At 60.2% G+C, this 12,149-nt stretch carries 13 protein-coding genes; all 13 read right to left on the bottom strand.

Translation table 11 applies throughout. The annotated features are described in order from the left end of the window. Positions 1-5: 5 nt before the first annotated feature. A complete protein-coding gene (gene paaZ, locus BMY55_RS11770) occupies positions 6-2,033 on the bottom strand; it encodes a phenylacetic acid degradation bifunctional protein PaaZ (protein ID WP_091430858.1) in 2,028 nt (675 codons plus the stop codon). Positions 2,034-2,070: 37 nt separating this feature from the next. After that, positions 2,071-2,829, bottom strand: coding sequence for a Phenylacetic acid catabolic protein (locus BMY55_RS11765; RefSeq protein WP_218142243.1), 759 nt, complete (start codon positions 2,827-2,829; stop codon positions 2,071-2,073). Positions 2,830-2,852: 23 nt separating this feature from the next. Then, complete coding sequence (locus BMY55_RS11760) at positions 2,853-3,917, bottom strand: 2Fe-2S iron-sulfur cluster-binding protein (protein WP_091430855.1); 1,065 nt, start codon at positions 3,915-3,917, stop codon at positions 2,853-2,855. A gap of 20 nt (positions 3,918-3,937) precedes the next feature. Beyond that, positions 3,938-4,399, bottom strand: a complete 462-nt coding sequence (gene paaD / locus BMY55_RS11755) for a 1,2-phenylacetyl-CoA epoxidase subunit PaaD (protein WP_091430853.1) — start codon at positions 4,397-4,399, stop codon at positions 3,938-3,940. Then, positions 4,399-5,160 carry a 1,2-phenylacetyl-CoA epoxidase subunit PaaC gene (gene paaC, locus BMY55_RS11750; RefSeq protein ID WP_091430852.1) on the bottom strand — a complete coding sequence of 254 codons (762 nt, stop codon included), beginning with the start codon at positions 5,158-5,160 and terminating at the stop codon, positions 4,399-4,401. The genes paaD and paaC overlap by 1 nt, the downstream gene beginning before the upstream one ends. Beyond that, positions 5,160-5,444: a 1,2-phenylacetyl-CoA epoxidase subunit PaaB gene (gene paaB, locus BMY55_RS11745; protein WP_091430849.1), complete on the bottom strand. Its 285-nt coding sequence runs from the start codon at positions 5,442-5,444 to the stop codon at positions 5,160-5,162. Before paaB ends, paaC begins: the two co-directional genes overlap by 1 nt. Before the next feature lie 11 nt (positions 5,445-5,455). Next, a complete protein-coding gene (gene paaA / locus BMY55_RS11740; protein ID WP_091430848.1) occupies positions 5,456-6,448 on the bottom strand; it encodes a 1,2-phenylacetyl-CoA epoxidase subunit PaaA in 993 nt (330 codons plus the stop codon). A gap of 2 nt (positions 6,449-6,450) precedes the next feature. Then, positions 6,451-7,653, bottom strand: a complete 1,203-nt coding sequence (gene pcaF, locus BMY55_RS11735; RefSeq protein ID WP_091430846.1) for a 3-oxoadipyl-CoA thiolase — start codon at positions 7,651-7,653, stop codon at positions 6,451-6,453. A gap of 157 nt (positions 7,654-7,810) precedes the next feature. After that, positions 7,811-8,752: an AEC family transporter gene (locus BMY55_RS11730; RefSeq protein WP_091430844.1), complete on the bottom strand. Its 942-nt coding sequence runs from the start codon at positions 8,750-8,752 to the stop codon at positions 7,811-7,813. Further along, entirely contained in the window at positions 8,749-9,561 is an 813-nt protein-coding gene (locus BMY55_RS11725) for an MBL fold metallo-hydrolase (RefSeq protein WP_091430842.1), read from the bottom strand. Before BMY55_RS11725 ends, BMY55_RS11730 begins: the two co-directional genes overlap by 4 nt. Next, a complete protein-coding gene (locus BMY55_RS11720) occupies positions 9,561-10,364 on the bottom strand; it encodes a TatD family hydrolase (protein WP_091430840.1) in 804 nt (267 codons plus the stop codon). The genes BMY55_RS11725 and BMY55_RS11720 overlap by 1 nt, the downstream gene beginning before the upstream one ends. 16 nt (positions 10,365-10,380) lie before the next feature. After that, entirely contained in the window at positions 10,381-11,511 is a 1,131-nt protein-coding gene (locus BMY55_RS11715) for a DNA polymerase III subunit delta' (protein ID WP_091430839.1), read from the bottom strand. After that, on the bottom strand, positions 11,508-12,146 hold the full coding sequence (gene tmk, locus BMY55_RS11710) for a dTMP kinase (protein ID WP_091430837.1): 639 nt from the start codon (positions 12,144-12,146) through the stop codon (positions 11,508-11,510). Before tmk ends, BMY55_RS11715 begins: the two co-directional genes overlap by 4 nt. Positions 12,147-12,149 lie beyond the last annotated feature (3 nt).

Raw genomic sequence — 12,149 nt, 5'->3', positions numbered from 1 at the left:
GGGCGTCAATAGGCGTTCATGGTCAGAAGTTCGTATTCCGCCACCAACTCGTCATTCTGATTGGTAAGCGTGACGTGCCAGCGCACTTCGCCATACTTATCCGTGCGACGGGTCTTGGCCTTGACCGTCAGCCGCACCTTGATGCTGTCGCCCGCCTCGACCGGTTTCATGAAGCGCAGGTTGTCCAGCCCCGTGTTGGCCAGAACCGGGCCTTCGTTGGGTTCGACGAACAGACCCGCTGCAAAACTCAGGAGCAGATAGCCATGCGCTACGCGATCCGGGAAAAACGGGTTCCGCTTCGCCGCGTCGCTGTCCATATGGGCATAGAAGGTGTCGCCGGTGAAGTGCGCGAAATGCTCGATGTCATCGGTCGAGATTTCGCGCGACTTGGAATGTAACGTCTCTCCGATCGAAAGCGCGCCGAACGTGCGGGTGAAGGGGTGGGCGGGGCCTTTGATTTCGGTCGCGCCGGGCACCCATTTGCCGCCAATGGCGGTCAGGATGTCGGGGCTGCCCTGAATGGCGGTGCGTTGCATGTAATGCAGAACGCCACGCACGCCGCCCATTTCCTCGCCGCCGCCCGCGCGGCCGGGACCGCCGTGGACCATATGGGGCAGGGGAGAGCCGTGGCCGGTGCTTTCCTTCATCGAGGTCGCATTGTTGAAATAAAGGCGTCCGTGGAACGCGCCTGCACCCATCGCCACATCGCGCGCCACGTCGCCGGAGGCTGTGATGACCGAAGCCACGAGCGATCCTTCGCCCCTGTTGGCAAGTGCGATGGCATGGGCAATATCCCGATAGCCCATGATGGTCGAGACAGGGCCGAACGCTTCGGTCTCGTGCACCACCGTCGCGGTGTCGGGGGCTTCGCAGTGGAACAGCATCGGCTTGACGAAGGCGCTTGCATCCACATCGCCCGCAAAGTTATTGTCGTCCGGGTCGCCATAGACCAGTTTGCACTCTGATCCGATGGCCGCGGCTTTTTCCAACACGTCGGTTTTTTGTCCAGCCGAGACCAGCGCGCCCATGCGGGTCGTTTCATCGCGGGGGTCGCCGATCACGGTCTTGTCCAACCGGGCCGACAACGCTTCGATTACGTTTTGAACCTGTGCGCCGGGGGCAATGATCCGGCGGATGGCAGTGCATTTCTGACCCGCCTTCGTGGTCATCTCGCGGTGCACCTCTTTGATGAAAAGGTCAAATTCCGGGGTGTCCGGCGTGACATCCGGGCCAAGGATCGAGGCGTTCAAGCTGTCTTGCTCTGCCACGAACCGCACAGAGTTCTTCAGGATATTCGGGTTTGATCGCAACATGCTGGCAGTTTTCGCCGAGCCGGTGAAGCTGACGATATCTTGCGGGCCAAGCCGATCCAGCAAATCGCCCGTGCCACCGGAAATCAACTGCAACGCGCCATCGGGCAGAATGCCACTGTCCAGTATGATGCGCACGGCGGCTTCGGTTACGTAGCACGTCGAGGTCGCAGGCTTCACGATGGCAGGCACGCCCGCCAACAGGGTCGGGGCGAGTTTTTCAAGCATCCCCCAGACCGGAAAATTGAACGCGTTGATGTGCACGGCCACGCCTTGCAGAGGCGTTGCAATGTGCATGCCAAGGAAGGTGCCATTGCGGCTAAGTTGTTCGATCTCGCCGTCCAGATAGATCTGGCCGTCCGGCATTTCGCGACGGCCCTTGGAGGCGAACACAAACATCGTGCCGACGCCGCCATCAATGTCGATCATGTGATCGGACTGCGTCGCGCCGGTGTCGAAGCTCAGGTCATAAAGCGCCTGCTTGTGCTCGCCCAGATGGGCGGCCAGCGCTTTTAACATCTTGGCGCGGTCGTGAAATCCCATTGCACGCAGGGCCGGGCCACCCACATTGCGCCCATAATCCAGCATCGCCTGCTTGTTGATATCCGCCCCACCGGCCTCGGCGATTTTCGCGCCGGTGATGGCCGAGGCGATCGGGCGCGCATTGGTGCCGGGGGCAATCCATTTGCCAGCCGCGAAGCTGGAGACTTTCATCAGGGTCATGCTCTGTCCTTCGTCGGAAATGTCAGGGGCGGGCGGCTCAGGGCGCGCTTAGGCCAAGTTTTGAAAGCTCTGTCGCGGCTGTTGCTTCCCATTCTTCGCGCAGTTCTGCATTGGTCGAATTGCGCAATCCAAAAGCCTGCAATTGCGTCGCGCGGGTCGAGATGTCCTTGCCGAAACTGGCCGCCACACGGGGCCACCAGTAATCGACGCTCGCTTGCAGTGTCGCGATGTCGGTGCCGCTCTCGATCAGTCGGGCAATTCCTTCGGCGGCCAATTCAGCGTGGCGCGCCTCGATGGGGGCGATGGCGCGGAAAACATCAGCCAACGGCGCATAGGACACCCGCTTGAATTCACCCATTTGCACACCGACGGCCAGCCCCATCAGAAGGTTCATCACCACTGCATCCGACCAGCCTTCCAGCGGGTAGTTGAAGACAGCCAGCCGCATGTCCGTATCCGTGCGCGAGGTGCCGATGTCGGCGTCGCGGGCCAAGCGATCCGTCCAAGGGTGGTGGTTGGCATAGCGGGCAGTATCAGCGCCAAATTCGCCCATGATCGACAGCACCTTGTCGGCATTGTCGGTCTTTTCCAGCACGATTTTTGAGGCTGCGATGCGTTCCTTGATGCCGGGTCCTTGATTGACGATATCGGCAAAGCCCGCTGCCCCCGCCAGCGCGCTGTCCACGAAGGTGGCCATCAGGCGCATAAGTTCGGCCCGATAGCGCGCGGGCACGTTGCCCGGTGCGGTCAATACGCCCCCTTGGGCCAGATAATCGGTGATGCTCATCTCAGACATAGCGGTCTCCGTTCCATTGGGGGTTACTGGTCGTAGTCGATGACGACGCGCGCCGATTTGGCGTAGGATTGGCAGGACAGGACATAGCCCTTCTCGACCTCGTAATCTTCAAGAGCGTGGTTGGTCAGCATTTCGACCTCGCCTTCGATGACCTTGCAGCGACAGGTCGAACAGACCCCGGCCTTGCAAGCATAAGGTGCGTCGATGTCGTTGGCCAAGGCCGCGTCAAGGATCGAGGTTTCGGAGTCCATCGTGAAGGTCCGACTGGAGCCATCCAAGGCAATCACCGCTTCGATCCCGTCGCCTTTGACGGCGGTCTTGCTGGCAGCCTTCCTGGCCGCCCGACCGGGTTGGCCAGAGGCGAACAGCTCGAATTTGATCTGCGCGTCATCCAGCCCGTGGTCGCGAAGTGCGCGGGCGATGCCCAACATCATCGGTTCGGGACCGCAGATGAAGGCCGTGTCGACGGCCCTGATGTCGATCCAATGCTTGAACAACTGCGCGCATTTCGCTTCGTCCACCAGCCCGGTGAACAGGTCAATGTCCTGTGCGTCGCTTTCAAGAATATGGATCACGTTGAAGCGCCCCATATAGCGGTTCTTGAGGTCTTCCAGTTCTTCGCGGAACATGATGGTGGTGATCGCCTTGTTGGCATAGACCAGCGTGAACTGGGCATTCGGTTCGCGGGAAAGTGTCGTCCTGATGATCGACAGCACCGGTGTGATGCCTGACCCGCCTGCAAAACCCAGATAATGACGGTCCTGATCGGGTGCCAAAGACACAAAGAAATTGCCCATGGGGGACATGGCCTCAACGGTGTCGCCCGGCTTCAAGTCCTCGTTCGCCCAGGTTGAGAACGCGCCGCCATCGACCCGCTTGATGCCAACTTGCAGCTTGCCATCGTCCAGCCCTGAACAGATCGAATAGGACCGGCGCAATTCCTGCCCGTCGAAGTCGCGGCGAAAGGTCAGGTATTGCCCTTGGGTATAGTTGAAGGCCTCAGGATCGTCCGGGGTCAGCGTCACCACTACCGCGTCGCGGATGGTTTTCTGGATGTCGGTCACGGTCAGGCTGTGGAAGCGCGCCATGTTGGGTCTCCTCGATGCAGTCAGATGCACTTGAAATAATCGAATGGTTCCAGGCAGTCGCGGCATCGCCACAGCGCCTTGCAGGGGGTCGAACCGAACTGGCTTGTGCGTTCCAGATCGTGGCCGCCGCAGTTGGGGCAGCGATCAGGTTCGCCTTTGACGGACGGGGGGGCGATGCCGAATTTCTCAAGCGCCGCCTTACCCTTGTCGGTCAGCCAGTCGGTGGTCCACGGAGGGGACAATTGTTTATGCAATGCCAACTTTTCGATCCCGTGTGCGCGCAGGGCGGTTTCGATATCGAGGTTGATGATCGTGGTTGCCGGACAGCCGGAGTAAGTCGGAGTGACAGCGATGTTCAGCACGTCGCCCTCCCACTTGACGTCCCGAATGATGCCTAGATCGACCAGTGAGATCACGGGAATCTCGGGATCAGGCACTTGGTCCAGCCAGTCCCAGATCGTATCAACCGACGGCTGTCCCATTACCAGGTCGCACCTGGATAAGCACGTTGCAGCCATTGCATGCTGGTCAACAGGTGCCCCAGATGCTCGGTGTGCATGTAGCCTGTGCGTCCGCCTTTGTGGTGGAACACATCCGTGGGGATGGTCAGCGTGGCATGGGTCAAGACCTTGCTGACAAACACGTCATACTCGGTGCGCAAGGATGCGGGGTCGGGGGCAATGCCCGCGTCGACCATGGCCGCATCCACGTCGTCACCGTCAAACATCTCGCCCACATAGGGCCAGAGGTAATCCAGCGCAGCCTGCATCCGGGCATGGCTTTCCTCGGTGCCGTCACCAAGGCCAACCACCGTGTCGCCCGACCGTTCGACGTGATAGGCGACCTCTTTCGCGGCTTTCGCCGCAATTTCAGCGACACGTGCATCCGCGCTTGCCGTCAGACGCCCCAGCGTGATCGACGACCACGCATCATAAAGAAATTGGCGCAACAAGGTCTGGCCGAAGTCTCCGTTCGGCAGTTCAACCAACAGAACATTGCGGAAGTCCCAGGCGTCGCGCAAAAAAGCGAGATCATCGGCCGAGCGCCCCTTGCCTTCAACCTCGCCGGCAAGCTCCAGCCACATCTGCGTCTGGCCGATCAGATCCAGTGCGGTGTTGGCCAGCGCAATATCTTCTTCCAGCACGGGCGCATGGCCGCACCATTCGCTGATCCGGTGGCCAAGGATCAGGCTGTTGTCACCCATCCTGAGCAGAAATTCGAAGCGAGCGTTCTGGTCTTCCATTACATATGCCCCACGTCATCTGGGATGTCGAAGAAGGTCGGGTGGCGGTAAACTTTCGCGTTCGACGGCTCGTAAAGCGGGCCTTTTTCTTCGGGGCTAGAGGCCGCGATGTGGCGCGCCTCGACCACCCAGATCGACACGCCTTCGTTGCGGCGGGTATAGACGTCGCGCGCGTTCCTGATTGCCATTTCTTCGTCCGGGGCGTGCAGACTGCCCACGTGACGGTGGCTCAGCCCGTGTTGACCACGGATGAATACTTCCCAGAGGGGCCATTCTTTGGACATCTGATCTTTCCTTATTCAGCAGCTGTTCGGGCAGCGGTTTTCTTGCGGGCGTGGGCCATCAGCCCGTCGCGCACCCATGCACCGTCTTCCCAAGCTTTGACGCGGGCCTCCATCCGTTCAACATTGCAGGGGCCTTTGCCCTTGATGACGTTGAAAAACTCGGTCCAGTCGGGTTCCGAAAAATCGTGCGCGCCGCGTTCCTCGTTCCATTTCAGGTTTTCGTCCGGGATTGTCAGGCCAAGGTAATTTGCCTGCGGAACGGTCTGATCGACAAAACGCTGACGCAACTCGTCATTGGTGTCGATCTTGATTTTCCATGCCAGCGATTGCGTTGAATGCACGCTGTCCTTGTCGGACGGGCCGAACATCATCAGGGACGGATACCAGAAGCGGTTCAGCGCGTCCTGCGCCATACGGCGCTGGGCTTCGGTGCCTTGCGCCATCTTCATCATGATGTCGTAGCCTTGGCGTTGGTGGAAACTTTCTTCCTTGCAAATGCGGATCATAGCACGTGAATAAGGGCCATAGGATGTGCGTTGCAGCGGCACCTGGTTCATGATCGCAGCACCATCCACCAACCAGCCCACCGCACCAATATCAGCCCAGTTCAAGGTGGGGTAGTTGAAGATCGAGGAATATTTCATGCGGCCTGACAAAAGCTCCTGGGTCAGTTCGTCACGTGTGACCCCCAGTGTTTCAGCCGCGCAGTAAAGATACAGGCCATGCCCAGCCTCGTCCTGCACTTTCGCCAGAAGGATGGCTTTGCGCTCCAGGGTCGGTGCGCGGGTGATCCAGTTGCCTTCGGGCAGCTGACCGACGATCTCGGAATGGGCATGCTGTCCGATTTGGCGGATCAGCGTCGCGCGGTAGTCATCCGGCATCCAATCCTTTGGTTCGATCTTCTCATCCCGGTCAACGCGATCCTGAAAGTTCCGTTCTTCGTCAGACATTTCCGCGCGGCTCTTCACGCCTGTGCCTGCGGTTTTCACCAATTGAGCATACATCGTCAGATCCTTTCCAGAATAAGGGCGACACCTTGGCCCACGCCCACGCACATGGTGCACAGCGCATAGCGCCCGCTTGTGCGTTTCAGTTGGTAAGCGGCTGTCAGGACGAGGCGCGCACCAGACATGCCAAGCGGGTGGCCAAGTGCGATGGCACCACCGTTGGGGTTCACGCGCGGGTCATCATCCGCAACGCCCAATTCGCGCAAGGTGGCAAGACCTTGGGCTGCGAAGGCTTCGTTCAATTCTATCACATCCATCTCGTCGATGGTGAGCCCTGCTTTCGCCAACACCTTGCGGCAGGCGGGCACAGGGCCGATACCCATCACGCGTGGAGCGACACCGGCAGCAGCCATTCCGACAACGCGCGCCATCGGGGTCAGATTGTTCGTTGCAGCGGCAGCTTCCGATGCGATCAACATCGCCGCCGCGCCATCATTCACGCCCGAGGCATTGCCCGCCGTCACCGTCAGGTCTGGGCCATTCACGCCGCTTAACTGCGACAGCTTTTCGGCAGTTGTGCCGGGTCGCGGGTGTTCGTCTGTATCGACCACGACGGGGTCGCCCTTGCGCTGCGGGATTGTTACGGGAATGATTTCATCAGCGAAGGTTCCAGCCTTGTGTGCGGCCGCCCAACGGGCTTGGCTGCGCGCGGCAAAAATATCCTGATCCTCGCGGCTTACAGCATAGTCTTCAGCCACATTGTCAGCCGTTTGCGGCATTGAATGGGTGCCGTGCATCTTGTCCATCTTCGGGTTCACGAAACGCCAGCCGATGGTGGTGTCATAAACTGCGTTGGCGCGGGTGAAGGCCGATGTGGCCTTCGGCATCACGAAGGGTGCGCGGCTCATGCTTTCAACGCCGCCGGCGATGCACAGTTCATAGTCGCCCGCCCTGATCCCGCGTGCGGCCATACCGACCGCATCCATGCCCGAAGCACACAGGCGGTTGATCGTCGTGCCGGGAACGTCAACTGGAAGTCCCGCCAAAAGGGCCGCCATGCGCGCCACGTTGCGGTTGTCTTCCCCCGCCTGGTTTGCCGATCCGAAGATCACGTCGTCCACGGTTGCCCAGTTCACATCAGGGTTGCGTTCCAACAGGGCCGCGATGGGCAGCGCGGCCAGATCATCGGCCCGCACTTGCGACAAAGCACCACCGTAGCGCCCGATGGGGGTGCGAACGGCGTCGCAAATCAATGCGTCCATGTGGTCCTCCCTGACCCGAAAGCACGCTCAACTAAAGCTGACCGTGTGGTCGATAATACGAGTGACGACGATTCGGAGCAAGAGGATATGTTACGAGATCGTGGATCGCCTGATTGATACTGTAACGTGTTCGGGATGCGCATGGCGCAGCCCGACCTCAGAACCCCGCGGCAGCCAATAACGCCAACCAGGCCCAGACTGTCAGCACCGACAATCCGGTCGCCACCAATACGGTGGTCGCCGCCACGCGTTTGCCCACGCCATAGAGATTGGCGAAGATATAGGCATTGATACCCGGCGCAGATGCCGCCGTTATGATCGCCGATCGGAACTGATCCACGTTCAGGCCGAGTGCGCGGCCCAGACCCCAAGTAATCGCGGGATGCACGACAAGCGAAATCAGGCAGAGATAGCTGACGATCCGCAGGTCCCCTTCGGGCCGGTAACGATAAAGAACACCGCCAAGCGCAAAGAGGGCGGTCGGCAAAGCTGCACGACCAATCAGGCTCAGGGCATCATCCAGCACAACGGGCATCGGAACTTGAAGAAGGTTCACCACAAAACCAGCGGCAATCGCCAGCACAAGTATGTTGCGAGTCATTGCCCGCACGATCTGACGAATGGTTTCTCGCGGTCCGGCGCCTTGGGCGCGGGCGATCTCCATCGCCGAAATCCCGATACCATAGCAGATCGGTGCGTGGATCGAGATAATGGCGTAGTTGCCGGCCAGCGCGTCTGGCCCGAACGCGCGTTCAGTGATTACCAAGCCAAGGAGGAGTGAGTTTGAAAACAATGTCACGAAACCAAACGCCACCGCATCTGGCCATGGACGTCCAAACAACAGCCGCGCGCCCAACAGGCCCGCAAAGAACCCCGACACGGCACCCGTATAGAAACTGCTGAGCAACGCCAGATCAAACTCGGCGCTCAGGTCCAGCCGGGCAATCGCCAGAAACAGAAGGCAAGGGATCGCAACAGATTGCGCAAAGCGCATCAAACCATCAACTGCCCCGTCGTCGAGTATCCGCCGCCAACGCACAAAATAGCCAAACCCGATCACCAGGAAGACCGGCAGGACAATATTGACAAGCGTGCTCATTCAACCCGAACGTTGATGGTCATTCCGTCATAGGCCGGGGTGATATGAGGCGGGGTTTCAGCATTGACCGCGGCATGGTCAAGATCGATATGCATATTGGTCAGGACACCTTGTTTTGCACCGACGCGGTCGATCCATTCAAGCGCTTCATCCAGATGAAAATGCGTGGGATGCGGCGATCGGCGCAGCGCATCCAGCACGAACACATCCAGATCTTCAAGCAGGGGCAGCACGTCATCAGGAATTTCGTTCACATCCGGCAGATAGACCAACCCCCCGATGCGAAATCCCAGTGAATCCATCATGCCGTGGCGCACTTCGAAGGGCGTCATTCGGATATCGCCGCCCGCGCCACCGATGACCACATCGCCTTTGCCAACTGTGATCGAGTGCAGATCGAGGATCGGTGGATAGCTGGACCCTTCGGGCTGCACAAACGCATAACTGAACCGGGCCAGCAGGGCTTCTTGCGTCGGGCCATCCGCCCACACAGGCAGACGCTGTTTCATGTTGAAGACCACCATGCGCAGGTCATCAATGCCATGGGTGTGGTCCGCGTGGCTGTGGGTGAACACAACCCCGTCCAGCGTGCCAACCCCTGCCGCCAAAAGCTGGTGGCGCATATCGGGTGAGGTGTCGATCAGGACGCGGGTGACGCCACCATCTTCACCGGTGCGGGTCACTAGGGCTGAACAGCGGGTGCGGGTGTTCTTGGGATTGTCAGGGTCGCAATCGCCCCAATGACCGCCCAGCCGGGGCACCCCCCCGGACGAACCACACCCGAGAATGGTGAAGTCGATCTTCGCCATCACGCATCCGCCTGATAGGCGGCGACCTTTACAAACAGCCGGTCGAAATTGGCTTGCGTTTGCGCGGCGAACGCTTCGTAGGGCAGGCCAAATATATCAGCCCCGACCTTGGCGGTATGGGCGGTATAGGCCGGTTCGTTGCGCCGACCGCGGTGCGGCGGCGGTGCAAGATAGGGCGCGTCGGTTTCGACCAGAATGCGGTCAACCGGAGCGGTTGCGAAAATGTCGCGCAACTCTTGACTGCGAGGAAAAGCGGCGATGCCGGACATCGACAGATAGAAGCCAAGACCCAGCGCAGCTTTCGCAAGCTCGATCCCGGAACTGAAGCAGTGCATGACGCAGCTATAGGCACCGTTCCGATGTTCTTCGGTCAGAATGCGCATCATATCCTCATCCGCATCGCGCGAATGGATGATCAGGGGCAGACCTGTCTGGCGCGCAGCTTCGATGTGGATGCGCAGGCTTTTGATCTGGGCGTCACGGCTGTCAACCGTATAGTGATAATCCAGCCCGCTTTCGCCGATGCCGACAAATTTCGGATGGTCAGCAAGCGCGACCAGTTGATCGACCGTGACCATCGGTTCGCGGGCCACGCTCATCGGATGGGTGGCGGCGGCGAAGAACACGGGGTCATGGGCTTCGGCAATGGTGCGGACTTGGTCAAGATTGGCCATCTTCGTGCAGATCGTCACCATCCGGGTTACACCCGACTCGGCGGCACGGGCGATGACCTGATCCAACTCGCCGTCGAAATCCGGAAAATCAAGATGGCAATGACTGTCGGTAATCTGGGGCGTGCTCATCGGTGGCGTCCTTGCCTCAGGCGGCTTGGCGCGCCGCCGTGTCGTTGATCCTGAAAACCATATCAAGGATGAGCGCGGCGGGGTCAAGGTTAACAGCCCGCCCATGTACCGCGCGCGCCGACAACTCTTGCTGCAAGCTCGCCCAAGCACGGGCCGCATCCGGACCGGGGGAAAGGCGTGCCAGGCAGGCGGCCTCACCCGGTGCGGCCTCGGTGGACGGTGCAAAGCCGGCCCCGTGACGAGCCAATCGGGCCAGAAAAAGATCAAACAGGCGCAAGATCAATTCGAACTTTTCGGCATTGGCCTTGCCCACGGCGCTGTTTGCCAATCGAAGGGCGCGCGGTCGGTCAAATTCTCGCCCTGCCGAAAAGATGTCAATCAGAGCAGCATAGATCGCCAGACCATCAAGATGCCGAAGCCGAAGCGCATCCCCCGCTGACCCCGCTGCCAGTTCTCCCAGTCGCATCGTGTCCTCGGCTGATGGGGTTTCATCCAGTTCCGCCATCACCTGAGCCAGATCGCTGGGGGACAAGGGGGCAAGCCGCAATTCGCGACACCGCGAACGGATCGTCGGCAGCAGGCGAGAGGGTTGATGGCTGATCAGCATCAAAACCGCCCCTATCGGTGGCTCTTCCAACAGCTTCAAGAGCGCATTGGCCGCCGATGTGTTCATTTCGTCTGCCGCATCGACGATCACCACGCGACGCCCGCCCCCGGCCGATGACATGGCGAAGAAATGCTTGAGTTTGCGCACCTCGTCCACGGTGATGTCGCTTTTCAGGCGCTTGTTTTTTTCGTCCCAAGGGCGGCGCAAAAGAAACAGGCCGGGGTCCGACAGCACCCGGATGCGCCGCGCGACCGGGTGATCGTCGGGGATATCAAGGCTGGTGGGGGCAGGGGCTGCAAACATGCCGCCATCGTCCGCCGGGGTGGCCAGAAGGAACCGGGCAATGCGCCAGGCCAGCGTCGCCTTCCCCACGCCGCGCGGTCCGGTGATCAACCACCCGTGATGCAAGCGATCGGATGTATATGCGTCCAGAAAATCCGCCTGGGCCGCGTCTTGGCCGATCAGTCGAGCGGCTTCGCGCGGGTGCGGGGCGCCGTCGATCCGGTCGGATTCAGGAATGTTGTCGATATCTGTGCTCATGCGTCTGACTTGGCAACGCCTACGGCCTCGCGGGCGATCCTCAGAACATCCGCGGCGACGGTGTCGATGTCACGCGTTCCGTCGATGACGCGGATGCGGTCGGAAAACTGCTGGGCGAGTTCCAGAAACCCGGCGCGCATCTTGTGCTGCAAATCTGCGCCGAAATCCTCAAATCGTTCTTCGGTGCCGCCGCGCCCCTTGGCGCGTGACAAACCTGTGTCGGGATCCATGTCGATCAGGAATGTCAGGTCAGGCTCGCGCCCGATGACAAGGTCATGCAACTGATCCACCATGTTGCGAAGATCACCGGATCGGGTGCCCTGATAAATGCGCGTGCTGTCGGCAAAGCGGTCGCAGATAACGATCTTGTCCGCAGCCAATGCAGGGTGGATCAATCGCTCCAGATGGTCGCGCCGGGCGGCGGTAAACAACAGCAACTCGGTCTCGGCTGACCAGCGATCCGGGTCGCCTTCCAGAACCAGCGACCGGATTTCCTCGGCCCCCTGACTGCCGCCCGGTTCGCGGGTCAGGACAACCTCGTGCCCGGCCTGCTCCAGCGCCCTGGCCAACTGCTTGGCTTGGGTGGATTTCCCCGAGCCGTCAATGCCTTCAAAACTGATGAAAAGTCCGGCCATTCC

The sequence above is a fragment of the Aliiroseovarius sediminilitoris genome, assembly GCF_900109955.1.
Lineage (GTDB): Bacteria > Pseudomonadota > Alphaproteobacteria > Rhodobacterales > Rhodobacteraceae > Aliiroseovarius > Aliiroseovarius sediminilitoris.
The sequence above is the reverse complement of the archived record's forward strand: the minus strand, read 5'-3'. Positions and strand labels throughout refer to the sequence as shown.